This window comes from Lysinibacillus sp. NPDC094403, assembly GCF_050278745.1.
Lineage (GTDB): Bacteria > Bacillota > Bacilli > Bacillales_A > Planococcaceae > Lysinibacillus.
In genome coordinates this window covers 58,445-76,964 of the sequence record NZ_JBNNTL010000012.1, presented here as the reverse complement: position 1 = coordinate 76,964, position 18,520 = coordinate 58,445, and the positions used below count along the sequence as shown (strand labels likewise).

19 protein-coding genes are annotated in these 18,520 nt (G+C 37.3%); 14 read left to right on the top strand and 5 right to left on the bottom strand.

Annotation, left to right across the window (positions count from 1 at the left end; genetic code table 11):
- Nucleotides 1-19: 19 nt before the first annotated feature.
- A complete protein-coding gene (locus ACQKMV_RS16880; RefSeq protein ID WP_427505319.1) occupies nt 20-901 on the bottom strand; it encodes a LysR family transcriptional regulator in 882 nt (293 codons plus the stop codon).
- Between the two features lie 160 nt (nt 902-1,061).
- Here ACQKMV_RS16880 and ACQKMV_RS16875 point away from each other — a divergent pair, with 160 nt between their 5' ends.
- The gene (locus tag ACQKMV_RS16875; protein WP_427505390.1) at nt 1,062-2,030 is read left to right on the top strand and encodes a YeiH family protein; all 969 of its coding nucleotides are present in this window, start codon (nt 1,062-1,064) and stop codon (nt 2,028-2,030) included.
- A gap of 123 nt (nt 2,031-2,153) precedes the next feature.
- Here the strand turns inward: ACQKMV_RS16875 and ACQKMV_RS16870 are convergent, their stop codons facing one another.
- Nucleotides 2,154-2,489 carry a heme oxygenase gene (locus tag ACQKMV_RS16870; RefSeq protein ID WP_427425662.1) on the bottom strand — a complete coding sequence of 112 codons (336 nt, stop codon included), beginning with the start codon at nt 2,487-2,489 and terminating at the stop codon, nt 2,154-2,156.
- A 342-nt stretch (nt 2,490-2,831) separates the two neighbouring features.
- Here ACQKMV_RS16870 and ACQKMV_RS16865 point away from each other — a divergent pair, with 342 nt between their 5' ends.
- From ACQKMV_RS16865 to ACQKMV_RS16835, 7 genes are all read left to right on the top strand, one after another.
- A complete protein-coding gene (locus tag ACQKMV_RS16865) occupies nt 2,832-3,434 on the top strand; it encodes a class I SAM-dependent methyltransferase (RefSeq protein ID WP_427505317.1) in 603 nt (200 codons plus the stop codon).
- Nucleotides 3,435-3,924: 490 nt separating this feature from the next.
- Nucleotides 3,925-5,145: an ABC transporter substrate-binding protein gene (locus ACQKMV_RS16860; RefSeq protein WP_427505316.1), complete on the top strand. Its 1,221-nt coding sequence runs from the start codon at nt 3,925-3,927 to the stop codon at nt 5,143-5,145.
- A gap of 268 nt (nt 5,146-5,413) precedes the next feature.
- Nucleotides 5,414-6,289 carry a branched-chain amino acid ABC transporter permease gene (locus ACQKMV_RS16855; protein ID WP_427505315.1) on the top strand — a complete coding sequence of 292 codons (876 nt, stop codon included), beginning with the start codon at nt 5,414-5,416 and terminating at the stop codon, nt 6,287-6,289.
- A 13-nt stretch (nt 6,290-6,302) separates the two neighbouring features.
- Nucleotides 6,303-7,238, top strand: coding sequence for a branched-chain amino acid ABC transporter permease (locus ACQKMV_RS16850; RefSeq protein ID WP_427505313.1), 936 nt, complete (start codon nt 6,303-6,305; stop codon nt 7,236-7,238).
- Nucleotides 7,238-8,017, top strand: coding sequence for an ABC transporter ATP-binding protein (locus ACQKMV_RS16845; protein WP_427505311.1), 780 nt, complete (start codon nt 7,238-7,240; stop codon nt 8,015-8,017). The genes ACQKMV_RS16850 and ACQKMV_RS16845 overlap by 1 nt, the downstream gene beginning before the upstream one ends.
- Nucleotides 8,017-8,724, top strand: a complete 708-nt coding sequence (locus ACQKMV_RS16840; RefSeq protein WP_427425656.1) for an ABC transporter ATP-binding protein — start codon at nt 8,017-8,019, stop codon at nt 8,722-8,724. The genes ACQKMV_RS16845 and ACQKMV_RS16840 overlap by 1 nt, the downstream gene beginning before the upstream one ends.
- 289 nt (nt 8,725-9,013) lie before the next feature.
- Nucleotides 9,014-9,508: a cupin domain-containing protein gene (locus ACQKMV_RS16835; RefSeq protein WP_427505310.1), complete on the top strand. Its 495-nt coding sequence runs from the start codon at nt 9,014-9,016 to the stop codon at nt 9,506-9,508.
- A gap of 167 nt (nt 9,509-9,675) precedes the next feature.
- Here the strand turns inward: ACQKMV_RS16835 and ACQKMV_RS16830 are convergent, their stop codons facing one another.
- Both ACQKMV_RS16830 and rluF read right to left on the bottom strand, forming a co-directional pair.
- A complete protein-coding gene (locus tag ACQKMV_RS16830) occupies nt 9,676-10,395 on the bottom strand; it encodes a DUF6904 family protein (protein ID WP_427505309.1) in 720 nt (239 codons plus the stop codon).
- 22 nt (nt 10,396-10,417) lie between these two features.
- Nucleotides 10,418-11,119 carry a 23S rRNA pseudouridine(2604) synthase RluF gene (gene rluF / locus ACQKMV_RS16825; protein ID WP_427505308.1) on the bottom strand — a complete coding sequence of 234 codons (702 nt, stop codon included), beginning with the start codon at nt 11,117-11,119 and terminating at the stop codon, nt 10,418-10,420.
- A 365-nt stretch (nt 11,120-11,484) separates the two neighbouring features.
- On the opposite strand from rluF, the gene adh reads away from it, so the two are divergent.
- The 5 genes from adh (at nt 11,485) to ACQKMV_RS16800 (ending at nt 16,632) form a co-directional block, all read left to right on the top strand.
- Nucleotides 11,485-13,005: an aldehyde dehydrogenase gene (gene adh / locus ACQKMV_RS16820; protein WP_427505306.1), complete on the top strand. Its 1,521-nt coding sequence runs from the start codon at nt 11,485-11,487 to the stop codon at nt 13,003-13,005.
- A gap of 21 nt (nt 13,006-13,026) precedes the next feature.
- Entirely contained in the window at nt 13,027-13,386 is a 360-nt protein-coding gene (locus tag ACQKMV_RS16815) for a DUF779 domain-containing protein (protein ID WP_427505304.1), read from the top strand.
- A gap of 265 nt (nt 13,387-13,651) precedes the next feature.
- Entirely contained in the window at nt 13,652-14,614 is a 963-nt protein-coding gene (locus ACQKMV_RS16810; RefSeq protein WP_427505303.1) for a DUF4003 family protein, read from the top strand.
- 43 nt (nt 14,615-14,657) lie between these two features.
- Nucleotides 14,658-16,085 carry an aldehyde dehydrogenase family protein gene (locus ACQKMV_RS16805; RefSeq protein WP_427505301.1) on the top strand — a complete coding sequence of 476 codons (1,428 nt, stop codon included), beginning with the start codon at nt 14,658-14,660 and terminating at the stop codon, nt 16,083-16,085.
- A gap of 67 nt (nt 16,086-16,152) precedes the next feature.
- Nucleotides 16,153-16,632, top strand: a complete 480-nt coding sequence (locus tag ACQKMV_RS16800) for an acyl-CoA thioesterase (RefSeq protein ID WP_427505299.1) — start codon at nt 16,153-16,155, stop codon at nt 16,630-16,632.
- A 48-nt stretch (nt 16,633-16,680) separates the two neighbouring features.
- Here the strand turns inward: ACQKMV_RS16800 and ACQKMV_RS16795 are convergent, their stop codons facing one another.
- The gene (locus tag ACQKMV_RS16795; RefSeq protein WP_427505298.1) at nt 16,681-17,991 is read right to left on the bottom strand and encodes a protoglobin domain-containing protein; all 1,311 of its coding nucleotides are present in this window, start codon (nt 17,989-17,991) and stop codon (nt 16,681-16,683) included.
- A gap of 296 nt (nt 17,992-18,287) precedes the next feature.
- On the opposite strand from ACQKMV_RS16795, the gene ACQKMV_RS16790 reads away from it, so the two are divergent.
- Nucleotides 18,288-18,497, top strand: a complete 210-nt coding sequence (locus ACQKMV_RS16790) for a hypothetical protein (protein ID WP_427425646.1) — start codon at nt 18,288-18,290, stop codon at nt 18,495-18,497.
- The last annotated feature ends 23 nt before the right edge of the window (nt 18,498-18,520 follow it).

Sequence of the window (18,520 nt, the reverse complement as noted above, 5' to 3'; positions counted from 1 at the left end):
AGCTTAGCGACTTAATCCGCTAAGCTTTCTTTAATAGTGCCTCTATAAGAATGTCAACATTGCGTTTATTTTTCATTGTAGGCGAGTACAAATAAGAAAATGTTCGTGTAAAATGCTGTTCCTCGTGAGGTAAGATTTTTATATCGTTATTTTTTAATTCGCGCTCAATGACACTAGCAGACAATAATGAAAGTCCAAGCCCTTGTATAACGCTTTCTTTCACACCTTGATTACTACTAATAGTAAGAAGTGAACGTACTTGTAGCCCGTTTGCTCTAAATAAATGATCTAAATAATAACGTGTGCCAGAACCTTCTTCACGTGCAACCCAGTTTTGCTGCTGCAAGTCCGCAACCGTAATCGTTGACTCCTTTGCAAGAGGGTGATCATTCGCACTGACAATAAATAACTCATCTTGCATAAAAGGTTTAATAATAAGTTCATTGTCGTGTGCTTGTCCTTCAATAAGGCCGATATCGACTTGTAATAATTTTGTATATTGAATGATTTCTTTTGTATTGCCAATAATAATTTGAAGCTCTAGCTGAGGGAATTGCTGTTGCAAGTTCGCTATGATAGGAGGCAATATATATTCCCCAATGGTGAAGCTAGCGCCAATTACAAGTGTACCTTGAATTTCATGGTGATAGGTTAAAACATCTTCCTTTGCTGCCTCGGCAATGGCCATCATTTGCTTAGCTCGTTTATATAAAATTTCTCCAGTTGGTGTGATTTGTACAGATTTTGGTGAACGGATAAATAAGGTTGTTTGAAATTCTTGCTCTAAATTTTTAATGTGTAAACTGACACTTGGCTGTGAAATATGAAGTATTTCGGAGGCTTTCGTAAAATTATTGACCTCTACCAGTGTGATGAACGTTCTTAAAGCATCAAATTGCATATTATCACTCCTATCATTATAAATATTAATAATTATGATTATATATATGTATTTTACTGATGATAAACTTTCTAATAAAGTAAAATCATCAAGGATGAAAGAAGTGAACAGCGTGGATAATGGCCAGCATAGATTAAAAAGTTCCCTGACCCCAGCGTTTATGAAGGGAATATTGTTGACACTCATTATTGCCTTAGTATCAAAGTATATTTCGACATTTCCGTTCTTCTCAATATTAGGGCAGCTTGTCATTGCCATTATATTAGGTATGGCATGGAGAGCGGCATTTAAGGTACAGGATTCTTGGCAAACAGGCATATCATTTTCAAGTAAGAAATTATTACGCCTCGGCATTATTTTTCTTGGTATGCGTTTAAATTTAATGGATATTTATAATGCTGGAGCGAGTGTTTTTCTCATTGCGTTTATTAATCTGGTATTTGCCTTAGTGGTTGTCTATGGCTTAACGAAGCTATTTCATGTAGATAAGAAGCTAGGCATATTAACAGCTTGTGGCACAGCTATTTGTGGAGCTGCTGCTGTTGTAGCTATTGCTCCTCAAATTAAAGCGAATGAAAAAGAAACTGCAGTGGGCGCAGCGATAGTCGCATTACTAGGGACTGTATTCACATTAGTCTACACGTTGTTATATTCAGTATTTAACTTAACACCTACTGAATATGGTATTTTTGCGGGAGGCACTCTACATGAAATTGCTCATGTTATTGCAGCAGCCTCGGCTGGTGGAAATGAAGCTGTTGATATGGCAGTTATTGTTAAGCTAACACGTGTCGCATTGCTTGTACCGGTAGCCATTGTCATCGGTATTTTATATGGCAGAATAGACAAGGGGCAGGAAAAAGAAGGATTTTCACTGTCGATAATTCCGTGGTTTATTCTTGGATTTTTAGCGATGAGTGCTATTAATTCGATAGGGATTGTACCAGCTAATGTAGCGCAAGCGTTTGTAAATATCGCTTATATTTTAATTGGGATGTCGATGGCTGGACTAGGTTTAAATGTAGAGATAAAAACATTTAAACAATTAGGCGTAAAAGCGTTTATGGCAGGACTTATTGGTTCGATTTGTTTATCAATACTTGGCTATGTTTTAGTTATTTTCATGTAATCAAGAATATAAAAAATCCTGCATTTTCGAAAATGCAGGATTTTTTTAGATAGAATCAGAAGATATTTTAGTGTTTACCCCACTATCTCGTAAATAGTGGGGATATAGTATACAAATCGAAAATTAGCGAGATGCTTCTATTGAAGAAGCTAATTCAGCTATAACTATTTTGCTACCAATCATTGGACTGTTTTCAGGTTTTTCTCCTTCAGAACCTTGTCCAGGACGGTGATGAGCTGCAGCGAATGCATCGCTGTTACGCCAAGCTTGGAAATGCTCCTTAGACTCCCAGTACATATTGACGCTCATTTCGTCATAAGTCGGATCATCAGTTGAAATCAGTACCTCCACTTTATGGAAGCCTTCGAACTGCTGTAGTGGTCCTGGCTTTGTAAAGTTCGGTGCCATTTTTGCAGCAAAGCCGGGTTTGACTTGAATACGATTTGTAACAATAATCATGCTTTTTTCCCCCTAATCATTTTTTAGTTAAAAAAATATTCTATGCGAATGAATTATCGCTGATTATCATTCGCAATCAATGATAATTGCCATAGGAATACATTGTCAATAGAAGAGCAATGTAAATTGCAAATAGCTCGATATTTTTAGTGTGTGATCCAATGAGGATGCCTATTCAAACAAGATAGTACAATTAAAGCAAGAAACTAAAAGTAGCAATTTTCTTTGTTTTAAAATTTAACCGAAGAGGTAGATAAAAAATAACCATATCCAAAACTTTTGGGTATGGTTTTTGCTTTTTATCGTGCTAAAATTAATCATTCTTTTTTTAGGAGTAATATTATGAATGAACATCAATTTGATAAATATTTACATATTAACACAGTAGGTGAACAATACGGCTTCCCTAAACTAGCTCATTACCACCGCTATGAGCCAACTCCGTATATTGGCTTAGAACAATTATTTTCAGAGTATGAAATGCCTGATAACCCAGTATTTATCGATATGGGATGTGGAAAAGGGAGAGTCCCTATTTATGTACACAATAAATTTCATATCCCGACAATTGGAATAGAGATGGATGCAGGTTTTTATGAAGAGGCAGAGAAAAATAAAAGGGGCTATCTTCAAAAGAAGAATACTCAAGCTCAAATTTCCTTTATCCATTCAATAGCAGAGGATTATGCCATTCAATCACGCGACACCGTTTTCTTTTTTTTCAATCCTTTTTCAATCAATATTTTCCGTACAGTCATTCATAATATTTGGCAATCTTATGAACAGCATATGCGTGAAATTCATATTATTTTATATTACCCACCGTATGATTATTTGCAGTTTTTACATCATGGGACACCTTTTGAATTAATCCATGAGGTTCATCTTGAAAATGAAACAAATATTAACGAACGCCTCTGTGTGTTTGCTTTGAAAAAGGCTTAGAGCTGTGGAAATAGTCCAGCTCTAAGCTTTTTAATAAGATTTTATTGCTCCATTTGATAACGACTAAGACAGAATAAGAAAAATAATCTTATGTTTATTTATTTCCCTGGTAATAAATAGGTATTAATAACTCAGAATTGTTACTTTTCGAGATAAGCGCCTTATATCCTAAATCTTGCAATTTTCGAAAAAAGGACTTCTTGAACGAGATTTTATCGTAAAAAAATAATCGAAAAGGATAGTTTTGTATTAATATTTTCAGACAATTAATAGATAATTCTTAAATTACTAATTATACTGAAAAATCACTCTAGACTAAATATAAAGAATGTTTTACAATGTAAAAGGCTTAAACGAATAGTATTTTAATTCACTTTTAGATATTTATAAATTATAACTTCGGTTATTTTTGTTATTGAGGAAATGCCATGGATTGTTTATAATTATCTGAAATATCTAATATTTGAAAAAACTCAGGGGGAATAAAATTATGAGAGATAACAAAAAGCTTAAAAAGTTTGGCTCAATTCTAGTTGCGTCTTCACTACTTGCAGGCGTTCTTGCAGGCTGTGGTAACGGAGATAGTTCAAGTTCAGGAGGAGGATCATCATCAGGTGGTGGTTCTTCTGATGGTGATACGATTAAAATCGGTGCAAACTTAGAGCTTTCGGGTAACGTAGCTTCTTATGGTTCTTCGATTGGCTTAGGTGCAGACCTTGCAGTTAAAGAAATTAATGATAAGGGCGGAATTAACGGTAAAAAAATTGAACTGATTAAAGTAGATAACAAGTCTGAAAACTCAGAGTCTACTGCAGCAGCTCTTAAACTAGCAACACAAGATAAAGTAGTAGCAATGCTAGCGCCTGCAACTTCTGGTAATACAGTTGCTACTGTTCAAATTGCAAACAGCAATAAAATTCCAATCGTTACGGGCTCTGGTACAGCTCCAAACATTACAGTAAATGATGATGGTAGCGTTAATGAGTATGCATTCCGTACTTGTTTCATCGATCCATTCCAAGGGATTGTAGCAGCAAACTTCGCTTCTAATGAATTGAAAGCTAAAAATGTAGCTATTTTTGCGGATAACGCATCTGATTATGCAAAAGGTTTAGCAAAATCGTTTAAAGAAACAATTACAAAAAATGGCGGGAAAGTTGTCAAGGAAGAAGCGTATGTAGCGAAGGATACTGATTTCCGTACACAATTAACAAATATTAAAGGAGAGAAGCCAGACTTTATTTTTATCCCAGGATACTATGAAGAGGTTGGTTTAATTGTTAAACAAGCACGTGACATGGGTATTGATGTACCACTGATGGGGGCTGACGGTTGGGATTCACCAACATTAGTAGAACTAGCTGGTGCGAAAGCACTGAATAACACGTATATCACAAACCACTACTCTGCAGAAGACCCAGATCAAAAAATTCAAGACTTCGTAAAGGCGTTTAAAGCTGCGAACGGTGATAAAGCACCAGATGCATTCAATGCACTTGGCTATGACACAATTTACTACATTGCTGATGCTATTAAGCGTGCAGGCTCTACGGATGGAGAAGCTATTAAAAATGCTTTGGCTGACACAAAAGATCTTTCTTTAGTAACAGGTACTTTCTCAGTTGACAAAAATCATAACCCAATTAAAACAGCAACAGTTCTTGAATTTAAAGACGGTAAACAAGTGTTCAACTCTAAAGTTAATCCTTAATGTTTTCTAGGCAAGGGGAGGCGGGTAAACACGCCTTCCCTTTTATGTTTTTATCTTAATTCAGTGAAGGCTCCCACCATTGAAGGTGGTGAGATGAATGCGGATATGGTTCCTTTATAGTGTCCAAACACCTAATTACGCAAGGAGAAATTGATAGAACATGAAAAAATTTTTTTAGAGGACACAATTTACCCTATTTTCAATAATAACATGTAGAAGTAAGTTCTATTTTTGCATTTTTCAAAAAAATAAAAAGGAGTGAACGCTCATGGAATGGATACAGCAGCTTGTGAATGGTATTTCACTAGGTAGTATCTACGCATTAATAGCGTTAGGGTATACGATGGTATACGGGATTATTAAGCTGATCAACTTTGCCCACGGGGATGTCTTCATGATTGGGTCATTTATTGGCTTTTACGCAATTGCTAAATGGGAGCTTGGCTTCTTTCCAGCACTATTATTGGCGATGGCAGTCTGTGCAATCTTTGGTGTTTTAATTGAACGTATTGCTTATAAGCGTTTGCGAAATGCCACACGTATTGCAGCTTTAATTACGGCAATCGGTGTATCGCTATTAATCGAATATACTACTATTTTCTTCAGAGGGGCGCAACCGGCAGCATATCCTGAAGTCATTGAAAATAAATCATTTGATGTTTTTGGTGTTCAAATCAGTAGTACATCAATATTAATTTTATCTGTCACAATTGTACTGATGATTCTTTTACAATTCATCGTACATAAAACAAAAATCGGAAAAGCGATGCGTGCGGTTTCTCATGATGCCGATGCAGCACGTTTAATGGGTATTAATGTGGATAATACAATTTCAGCGACATTCGCAATTGGTTCAGCTTTAGCGGGTGCAGCGGGTGTTATCTTCGGGGTATATTACACAAAAATCGATCCATTAATGGGTGTTATTCCAGGGGTTAAAGCGTTTATCGCAGCAGTACTTGGTGGTATTGGTATTATTCCTGGTGCCATGGTTGGCGGCATGTTATTAGGTGTAGTGGAATCATTAGTAAGTGCACTTGGTTTCTCTTTATGGCGCGATGCAGCGGCATTCGTTATTTTAATTTTAATTTTAATCTTCAGACCATCGGGTATCTTTGGTAAAAATGCCCGTGAGAAAGTGTAGGTGAGCGGTAATTATGAAAAAGTCTAAAGTTTTCTGGGGCTATGCCGTATTAGCGTTAGTCATCTATGCAGTTGTTCAGGTACTTATTTCAACGAACATTCTCGATATTTACTATCAAAATATGTTAATTACAATGTGTATTAACATCATGCTTGCGGTTAGCTTGCACATTGTCATTGGTATTACTGGTCAATTCTCGATTGGGCATGCAGGCTTCCTAGCAGTAGGGGCATATATTTCTGCAATTATTACAACTAAATTAATGCTTCCGTTCCCGTTGGCAATTTTCTTAGGAGCGCTCGCAGCAGCAGTTGCAGGTTTAATCGTAGGTATACCAACACTACGTTTAAAGGGTGACTATTTAGCAATTGCGACACTTGGGTTTGCGGAAATTATACGTATTGTCTTTTTAAATACGGATTATGTTGGTGGCGCAGCAGGGATGCAGGTTAAATATTTATCAAATTGGACTTATGCGTTCATAGGTGTTGTTTTAACAATTCTAGTAATCTCTAATTTCACAAATTCGCGTCATGGACGTGCATGTATTTCGATTCGTGAGGACGAAATTGCGGCAGATGCAATGGGTATTAATACGACCTACTATAAAGTTGTAGCTTTCGCTATTGGTTCCTTCTTTGCTGGTCTTGCAGGGGCCATCTTTGCACATAATTTTTACATTATTCAACCGACAACTTTTGGTTTCTTAAAATCATTTGATATTTTAATCTATGTAGTTCTTGGTGGCCTAGGAAGTCTTTCAGGATCTGTCATTGCTGCGGTTTTCTTAACAGTAGTTTCAGCATATCTAGCAAACTTCCCAGAGACACGTATGATTATCTATAGTTTAGTATTAATAGTCGTAATGCTGTACCGTCCAACAGGCTTGATGGGAACAAAAGAAGTTACGGATTTATTTAAGTTTGGTAAAAAAGGAGGTACAAAATAATGACTGGAAACCTTCTTATCAATGTTGAAAACATGGGTATTCAATTCGGCGGTTTAAAGGCGGTACAGGGCGTTAATATGTACCTAAATCGTGGAGAATTAGTTGGTCTTATTGGACCTAATGGTGCTGGGAAAACAACGAGTTTTAATATGCTTACAGGGGTTTATATGCCAACTGAAGGTATTATTACATTTGATGGTATGAAGTTAAATGGGCTTGCACCATATCAAGTAACGCAAAAAGGTATTAGTCGTACATTCCAAAATATTCGTTTATTTAAAGAGCTATCTGTTTTAGATAATGTAAAGGTAGCGAACCATTCGCTTGCAAAGCATTCCATGTGGTCTTCCATTTTCCGCCTGCCGAATCATTTTAAAGGTGAGGCGGAAATGGAGCTTCAATCTATTGAGTTTCTAAAAATCTTTGGCTTAGATGTTTATAAGGATGAGCTTGCAAAGAATTTACCTTATGGGATGCAGCGTCGCTTAGAAATTGCTCGTGCCCTAGCTGCTAAACCTAAGCTACTTTTATTGGATGAGCCAGCAGCAGGGATGAACCCGCAGGAAACACATGATCTAATGGAGCTAATAGCATTTATTCGTAAAGAATTTGGCTTAACAATTCTTCTAATTGAGCATGATATGAGCTTAGTTATGGGGATTTGTGAACGTATATACGTGCTCGATCACGGTCAATTAATCGCTGATGGGACACCAGAAGAAATTCGCAACAATCCAAAGGTAATTGAAGCTTACCTGGGTGAGGAGGTTATCAGCTAATGCTAAAAGTACAAAATATAGATGTATTTTACGGTAACATTCAAGCATTAAAGGGCCTCTCTTTAGAAGTAAATGAGGGTGAGATTGTAACGTTAATCGGTGCAAACGGTGCTGGTAAAAGTACATTATTAAAAACATTGTCAGGCTTATTAAAACCAAAGGGTGGCATCATTGAATATGAAGGCTTCTCTATCGCAGGGAAGGCTGCACAGTCAATTGTAAAATCAGGCATTTCACATGTTCCAGAGGGGCGCCGCGTTTTTGCCAATATGTCCGTTGAAGAAAACTTAGAGCTTGGGGCATATCTTCGTAACGATAAAGCTGGTATCAAAAAAGATCTAGATCATGTGTATGAACTATTCCCGCGTCTTTTGGAGCGTCGTAAACAGCAATCGGGTACATTATCTGGTGGTGAGCAACAGATGCTAGCGATGGGGCGAGCATTAATGGCAAAACCGAAATTATTATTAATGGATGAACCATCAATGGGACTTGCGCCACTCATGGTAAAAAATATCTTTAATATTATTGAGCAAGTTAATAAAGAGGGTACAACCGTATTGCTTGTTGAGCAAAATGCGAATATGGCCTTATCAGTAGCAAATCGTGCGTACGTACTTGAAACAGGACGTATTGTATTATCAGGTACAGCAAAAGAACTTCAAGAGAGCGAACAAGTAAAGGCAGCTTATTTAGGTGGTTTATAGAGGGAGAAGGCATCTCAATTTTGAGATGTCTTTTTTTGTATGATTGAAGGGAGTGAGCAGACGGATAGAAATGTTAAAGTGAAGGGTAGAAGGGCTAGAGCGACGGATAGAGCAGCCAAAGCGAAGGAAAGAAGGGCCGGGGCGACGTAGAATGATCAAAGCAACGGATAGAACAATCAAAGCGACGGAAAGAACAGTCCGAACGACGGATACACTTATCAAAGCGACAAGATAACAGTAGCATTCGTCTTTTATTATTTGGTAATGTGGACGAAAGGAGTGAAGTTTTATGAAGTATTCAGCACAATATTTTATTGAGAAATTAAATTTAGCAGAGCATCCCGAAGGAGGGTATTATATATCTTCGTTTCGAGCATCTGAGGATATGGCTGTAAGAGATGTACAGAGACCAATTTACACGAGTATTTATTTCTTACTACGCTCACAGGATATATCGCATTTGCATCGCTTGAAATCGGACGAGCTTTGGTATTATCATGCTGGCAGTCCGCTAACAGTTCATATGATTTTCCCAGATGGTACATATGAAGCGAAGAAGCTTGGATTAAATGTTGAGGCAGGAGAAGTACCACAAATAGCAGTACCGAAAAATACTATATTTGGCTCATCCGTAGAGGATGCAGATACGTTTAGTTTAGTAGGCTGTATGGTTGCGCCAGGCTTTGATTTTGAAGACTTCGAATTATTTACACAAGAGGAGCTTTTAGCTGACTATCCACAACACGAGGAAGTTATTCGAAAAATGGCTTACACGACAATTTAACTTATTTCAGCAGGCTGAAATAAGTTAAAGCCTCCGGCGGATGTCACGGATTCGGAAAGGAGTGCTTTGTGCAAGCACAAAGCCGAATCCGGACGCAATTATGCCAAGGCATAATTGATTAAAAGAAAAGTAGCCGTCTCAAAATCAATTGAGACGGCACTTTCTATTTACCACAAAATAGTTTCGGGATATTTACCTTTAATTTCAATTTCATGCAACGATTTTTTGGTAGTAATCGCAGCTTCCATAAGCTGTGATTTTAGAGCTACATATTCGTCGTCTTCTAACATTATTCGGAGAGCAAACGATGCTAAATGAGCTTTACGTTCCTCCAAACTTAGTTGAATATACTCTAGGTTCAGAGTATCTATATACTGTGTTGCATAACGGAATGTTAATGGACTTTTAGTGTGCAGCATTCTTAAAAATACTAAGTATTCTTCCTCGTTAAGCTCCTGCTCTAAACAATCAGCAACCGCTGCCTGGAATTTACGAATGGCGGCAACGTCAATATTCCAATCTGAAGAATCAATTAGCTCTTGATGTAGGCGAATGAAATCGTTTAAAGCGATAGCAGTAAAAATTAGCTCAGGCCAAAGAACCTCTGCTGCGAAATAAGCATTTTTGTTTGGGAAAATTAGTTCATGATGTGTCAGTACACTTTTATTGAGCCCGTTGCTAACAAACTCAAGCTGATGCTCTCCCTTGGCAGCTTGACGTAGATTATAACAAACACTAAGAATGCGAAAGCGCGCTCCTTGATAATCATAATATTTGTTTTCATCACCAGTTATTTTGTAAACGGCATTTATAAGCTCATCTAAATCCCAAAAATCCCCACTGATACGTGCTCCGGTTAACTGCTCAGTACTTCGAATTGACAGCATAGTCCTATCCCCTTAAATTGCTTTATTTTGGTGTGTATTTAAGTAGTTTGAATAGTTCTGTTCGTTCTTTATCTGTTAAATCGCGCCATTGTCCAACCTTTAAATTGCCAAGCTTAATATTCATAATACGAACACGTTGTAGACGCTTAACTGAGTAGTCAAGTGCTGAACACATACGACGTATTTGACGATTTAAGCCTTGCTCTAAAATGATTTTAAAAACTTTATCTGATATTTTTTCAACATGACATGGTAGGGTTGTAGTATCTAAAATATCTACACCAGCCCCCATTTTTTTAATGAATTGCTCCGTAATAGGTTTATCAACTTGCACGATATATTCTTTTTCATGATGATTTTCTGCACGTAAAATTTTATTAACGATGTCCCCATCGTTTGTCAGTAATAATAGTCCTTCTGACTCTTTATCTAGTCGTCCAATATGAAAAATGCGAAGGGGGTGATTGACAAAATCAACGACATTTCCTTTTATATGACGTTCAGTTGTGCTTGTTATTCCTACTGGTTTGTTTAAGGCAATATATACGAGCTGTTCTTCTTTCTTTACCTCTTTTCCATCAACACAAACCATATCACCAGCCTCTACTTGACTGCCGACTGTAGCAAGTTCACCATTAATTGTTACTTTACCTTCTGCTATCCATTTATCTGCACCACGGCGAGATACGATGCCTGTTTCACTTAAATATTTATTAATCCGCATACTGTTCTCCTATACATTTATATTATTTTTAAGTATACATTATAGTTGGTCACACCGTGAATCCTAGAAGCTTTTCTAGTACAAATAACTCTTCGCCAAAGCCTGCACATTCCATTCGAAGAGAACGTTTTCAAACGGACTTTCTAGCTGCTCATACTTCGTTCCGGTTGCTTTCATACCAGCCAACTTTTTTTATCAAGAACAGATTTTATCATTGATCAAAAAATTTAAAAAAGTTGAAATTATTTTTCGTTTCTGACAATATATTGAGTAAGAGGGTGTCTATGAAAATATTGTTATTTCGATAAAAATGACGATTTTTGTAGATTATTTTCTCATTATTTTGTGTAAAGGGGAGAAGTAAAATGGTTTATGCATTTCCAAACACTGAAGGATCGGTAGTTCAATTCAAAGAGAAATATGATAATTACATTGGTGGGGAATGGACACCTCCAGTGAAAGGACAATACTTTGATAATGTTACACCTGTTACTGGACAAGTTTTTACACAAGTAGCTCGTTCTACGGCTGAGGATATTGAACTTGCACTTGATGCAGCACATGCCGCAAAAGAAGCATGGGGAAAAACATCCGCAACAGAGCGTGCAAACATTTTACTTAAAATTGCGGACCGCATAGAACAAAACTTAGAAAAGTTAGCCGTTGCCGAAACATGGGATAACGGAAAAGCGGTACGTGAAACATTAAATGCAGATATCCCTCTTGCCATTGACCATTTCCGTTATTTCGCGGGGGCTTTACGTGCACAAGAAGGCGCTGTAAGCCAAATCGATAATGATACAGTGGCTTATCATTTCCATGAGCCTATTGGGGTAGTAGGTCAAATTATCCCTTGGAACTTCCCGTTATTAATGGCTGTTTGGAAACTAGCACCTGCACTTGCAGCTGGAAACTGTGTAGTGTTAAAACCTGCAGAGCAAACACCAATTTCGATTATGGTGCTCGTTGAATTAATAGAAGATTTATTGCCATCAGGTGTTCTGAATGTTGTCAATGGATTTGGCTTAGAGGCAGGAAAGCCACTAGCATCGAATCCACGCATCGGCAAAATTGCTTTTACTGGTGAAACAACGACAGGTCGCTTAATTATGCAATATGCTGCACAAAACCTTATTCCAGTTACGTTAGAATTGGGCGGCAAATCGCCAAATATCTTCTTTGAGGATATTATGGACGAAGATGATGCCTTTTTAGATAAAGCAGTTGAGGGCTTTGTATTATTCGCATTAAACCAAGGTGAAGTATGTACATGTCCTTCTCGTGCATTAATCCAAGAATCTATTTACGATAAATTTATGGAGCGTGTCCTACAGCGTGTTGAAGCGATTAAAGTTGGAAATCCACTTGATCCGAATACAATGATGGGTGCACAGGCTTCAAGTGAACAAATGGAAAAAATTCTTTCTTACTTAGATATTGGTAAGCAAGAAGGTGCCGAATGTCTAATTGGAGGAGAGAAAAATAATGTAGGATCAGGCTTCGAAAATGGTTACTACATTAAGCCAACTGTCTTCAAAGGACACAATAAGATGCGTATTTTCCAAGAAGAAATTTTCGGGCCAGTTGTTGCTGTAACAACATTCAAAACAAAAGAAGAAGCGTTAGAAATTGCAAATGACACATTATACGGTTTAGGTGCAGGCGTATGGACACGTGATATGAATACGGCTTATCGATTCGGTCGTGGTATTGAAGCAGGACGTGTTTGGACAAACTGCTACCATGCTTATCCTGCACATGCAGCATTCGGTGGTTATAAAATGTCGGGTGTTGGTCGTGAAAACCACAAGATGATGTTAGCGCATTATCAGCAAACGAAAAACCTATTAGTTAGCTACAGCGAAAACAAACTTGGTTTCTTCTAATCAATAAGGAGGTGCATGAGCGTGGTCGAGCGTGTTTTAGCAACAGAAGAAGCGCTAGCACTAATCGAATTATTGAAAGAAAAGCATGGACCCGTTATATTTCATCAATCAGGTGGATGCTGCGACGGCTCTTCGCCAATGTGTTATCCAGAGGGCGACTTACTATTAGGTGATCAAGATGTTTGCCTAGGAGAGATTGGTGGTGTTCCCTTCTATATGCATAAAAATCAATATGATTATTGGAAGCATACACAAATAATCTTGGACGTGGTCGAGGGTAGAGGTGGTATGTTTTCACTTGAAGGTGTTGAGGGTAAACGATTCTTAACAAGATCGAGAGCCTTTTCGACAGAGGAGTTAAAGGAATTAGGTTTAATTTAACTTCTTTCAGTAAGTTTGTTCGTAACGAAACGTCAGATACAGGATGTTAAAGCCTCCGGATGCAATTATGCCCGGGCATAATAATTGATTGCTTTTAGAGACAGCGGCAAAAAGTATTGCCGCTGTTTTTTCTATGTTAATTTTTAGGGGAGTGTATGTAAGGCTATATTATTTGGAGAGTTACGTTGTTATGGCGATGAGCTAAAATTGATGAATCCTTTTTTCGTTTTGTTACGTAAATATGGAAAAAAGGAGCGTGTTGAATATGGACTTTGTTATGATTGAAAATCAGTTTACAAATACGGTAGAGGAGGTCTCAAAGGCTGCAGGATGGACGGTTGATCGTAAAATTGTGTTAGCAATTGCTAGCAAATATGTGGCATCCGGAAAAAACTTTGATTCCGTTAAATATAAAGAAGTATTACAAGAAATGAAAAAGCAAACGTCATGGACATCTCCGTTAAGAACAACAGTAGGTTATAGTATTGCTGCAAATTTGATGGAGCAAGAAGACACAGAGCAAGCAGTAAAAAATTTACTGACCAACGTTAACATAATGAAGGAAGTAAAATTTAGAAGTGGAAATTTTAGTTTTATTGGGGCACAGTTTTTAACTGAAGAGGAAAGTGAGAAACGTGCACATGCTCAGGCAGCACGCGCATTATTTGATGCAATTCGCAAACATCATCGTTTTTTAACGTCATATGATGATATTCCATATGCAGTATTGTTAAGTAGCCCATATGATGATGTTGAACTCCGTGCAGAAACAATGAATCGTTATTATAAAGATTTACGTACGTATAATTTTAATGCGGGTAATGAGCTTCAATGGTTATCACAGATACTGACTTTCTTATCTCCTCATTATGATACTAAGCTAGTGTCAAGTGCTGCGACAATCTGTGACACATTAAAAAAACAGGATGTAAAGGTCAAAGCGATGCACTATCCATTACTTGGCTTTTTAGCAATACTTGAAGTGAATCAAGTACAGCTTCAACAGATTGTTGATTTATATCATGAGTTAAAGGGTATGAAACTTTTAAAATGGCATCGTGAGTTCGTGTTATTTATGGCTATACAAATTGCTGTTTATGATATGGCGAAGGTGCAACAATCCTTATCAATGTCAATCATGTCATCCATTGAATTATTAATTCAAGCACAACAAGCAGCAATGTTAGCAGCAGTTTCTGCAGCAGCTGTAGCATCAAGTTCTTCGTGATAAAATAAAGAAGAACTTGATTTTTTGGAGGTGCTTTTGAAGGATGAAGGAAACAAAGCTTTGGATGAACGGCCAGTGGCAGAAAGCAAAGGAAACATATGACCTGAAATCACCCTATAGTGGTGAGGTTATTGCAAAGGTAGCTAAGGCGTCAATTTCAGATGTTGAGCAAGCAATAGAAGGTGCACAGGAGGCATTCCAAACGTTTAAAAAGACAACAGCCTACGAACGTGCCGAAATATTATATAAAGTGGTCGACATAATGCGCCAGCGTAAAGAGGAATTAGCTGAAATTTTGGCCTTAGAGGCAAGTAAGCCAATATCTGCAGGTTTAACTGAAATAGAACGCACAATAGCAACCTATCAATTCGCCGCAGAGGGAGCTAAGCAAGCAAAGGGTGAAACGGTACCGATGGATGCTGCACCCGGGGCAGGAGATCGAATTGGCTGGACAAAACGAGAACCTTTAGGTGTAATTTCAGCCATCACACCATTTAATTTTCCATTTAATTTAGTGGCTCACAAATTAGGTCCTGCCTTTGCAGTTGGAAATACAGTAGTATTAAAGCCAGCGACGCAAACGCCATTAAGTTCTATCGTAATGGCCGAAATTTTTCAGCAAGCGGGTCTACCTGATGGTGCGCTTCAAATTATTACAGGTAGCGGTGGGGAGCTAAGTGATACGCTTGTGACTCATCCACTTGTGAAAAAGGTGACATTCACTGGAAGTAGTAAGGTTGGATTGGGCATTAAAGAAAAAGTAGGTTTACGTAAAGTCACTTTAGAACTTGGTTCAAATGCAGCGGTAATTGTCGAGCCATCGACACCAATTGATAAAATTATTTCGCGTTGTGTCGGTGGTGCCTTTAATTTTGCTGGACAAGTTTGTATCTCCTTACAACGTATTTATGTACACGCATCAATTATTGATGAATTTACAAAGGCGTTCGTAGCCGAGACAGAAAAATTAGTGGTAGGTGATCCACTAGATACAAATACTGATGTTAGTGCAATGATTAATCCAAAAGAGGTTGAACGTATTCGTCAATGGATTGAGGAAGCAAAGTCACAAGGTGCGGTAGTTGCAACAGGAGGGGCATTTACGGAACGTACTTTAACGCCAACTGTTATGACGAATGTGACAGTGGATATGAAAATTATTTGTCAGGAAACATTCGCGCCAATCGTCTCAATTGTTTCATATGAAACATTAGACGACGCTATTCGACTAGTGAATGAGTCGGAACTTGGCTTAAATGCTGGAATTTATACGAATGTGTTACAAGATGCATTACATGCAGCAGATGAATTACAGGCAGGTGCTGTTATTATTAATGATATTCCGACATTTAGGGTTGATAATATGCCATACGGTGGCATAAAAATGAGTGGCTACGGACGCGAAGGTATTAAGTGGGCAATCGAGGAAATGACAGATATGAAATTTATTACGATGAAAAAATCGTTCTAATTTGCATCGACTCTTGTTCTGCGATACGATGACGAAAGAACATTCATGAAGGGAAGTTGCAAGAACTATGTCAAACAACGCAATACCGATGGGCCAGTCACGTACTGTTCAAACGCGTCTCGTATTACCGCCAGATACAAATAATCACAACTCCATTTTTGGTGGAAGAGTGTTAGCTTATATTGATGAAATTGCTGCTATTACAGCAATGAAGCATGCAAAAGGTCTTGTGGTCACAGCCTCTATTGATTCGGTTGATTTTTTATCGGCAGCACATGTAGGGGATATTTTAGAAATTGAAAGTATTGTTTCGTCAACTGGACATTCTTCAATGGAGGTTTATGTTCGAGTTATTTCACGAAACATTGAAACTGGTGAGGAAAAATTAACGACGGAATCCTTTGTAACGATGGTTGCAGTAGACGATGAAGGTAAACCTAAATCAGTTCCAGCAATTTATCCTGAAACAGATGCGGAAAAACGTCTGTTTGAAACGGGACCAGCAAGGCGAGAACATCGTAAACAAAAACGTGCATTACCGCATTAAAAATAAAAAGGGAAATTGACGTATACTGTCAGTTTCCCTTTTTCGTGCTTACATTTGTAATTCATTTACCACATTAATAAGTGAGTCGGAAGAAGAAGAAACAAGTGTAGCCCCTTCTGACAGTTCAGTAATCAAATTAGAGATGGCCGAAATATCTCTTGATGTATTTACATACTGCTGTTGAATTCCAGAAACAGCATCGGCGATATCATTAAATGATTTAGATAAACTGTTTTGTGTATCTACGCTATGTTGAATCTTTTGATCAACATTAATAACTGAATTCGACATTGTTGTAATATTACTTTCTGTTTCCTTAATGAGATGGGAAACATTTTGTACAGCATTTTTTGTTTCTTCCGCAAGCTTACGAACTTCCTCTGCAACAACAGCAAAGCCTTTACCATGCTCACCTGCACGGGCTGCCTCGATAGAAGCATTCAGTGCTAATAAGTTAGTTTGATCGGCAATTCCTGTGACCAATCCTACAATTTCTGATATTTTTTGAGAAGATGTGCGTAACTGGTTCATCGTAACTTCGAGACTGTTTACACTTTGTAAAATGACCTGTATTAAATCATTTTGATCTTGTAGCTGCTGCTGTCCACGTCTAGATTTTTCCTGTGTATCAGCAACGAAGCTTAAGCCTTGCTTAGTAGCTACTGCGATATCATCTGTTTGAGAGGAAATGACTAATAAAGAAGCTGCTGTTTCTTCACTTATCTCATTGAGTTCTTCTGCTGTTTTTTGAATAGTAGTAACAAGTGCATGTTTTGTTTCATCAGCTACTGCACGAATGCGTTCCTCTTCTTTTTCATAGGCTTCGATTACAAGCTGCTGTTCGAAGTTAATGATTTTGCAGAAGGCATTGATAGCACGTATTGCATCATGTTTTGATATATCTAACTCATTTGTAAAGCGTGTAAATGTCGATGTTAATGACTGGAATGAGGCGATATACCACTTCGATTGTAGACCAATTCGAACATGAGTTTCGGCAATTGCCTTCCGTTCATTGATATATGAGTCATTAATATGACTTTCGAAAATATCACTTAAATGCTTATGTAAAGTAACTTTTAAACGATCTATTTGTGACGTTCTGTTTATAATATCCAACAAATTTTGACTCAAACTAATGGCTGCATAAAATTGATCCACCATTTCAGGAATTAAATCTTTAGCTAAAGGCTGTAGTTGTTTAATGATGGCTAAATCCTCAATTGTTAAATCTAAAAGCTGCAACTGCTTTTGAAGTTTTGGATGATTGGATACATCCAATTGTACATTGTTCTTATAATTTTCAGGTGCTATTGTAATTGAGTAGCTAGAATCGCTCTTTTTTGTAAACCAACTCATTGTTGTTTGCTCCATTCTTTATAAATGCATAGTAAGTATATAAAAAATCGAATTGCTTAGTTTGTTAATTTTTCGAAATATATGGTATTTAGTCCATTCTACTATTTTTTGTAGGATATTTGGTTAAAATTTTAGTTTATTTCTTTATTTTTTTATAGGCATTATAGATTATTGTCGATTAAAAGTCATTAAATAGACTATTAAAAAGGTAATAGGTAAATTGAATTTGGAATAGGAAACCTGTAAAATACGAACTGTTTAGATTGAGCGTAACAATAGTTTTGAGGAGGTATTACATGGAGAAAAAACGTTTCAAATTTATTATTCCGGTTATGGTAATTGTAGCAATTGGATCGGTTTACATGTTAAGAAACTACTATGCTGAAGTACCAGATTTAGATCAACTAATTATTACTATCTGTGCAACATTAGTATCTGGCGTACTCGCATACTTTTTATTTCCACAACAAGGAGAAGGTAAAATTGATGATCGCGGTCCTTATTAACAGTGAAAAGGCACCTTAGAAAC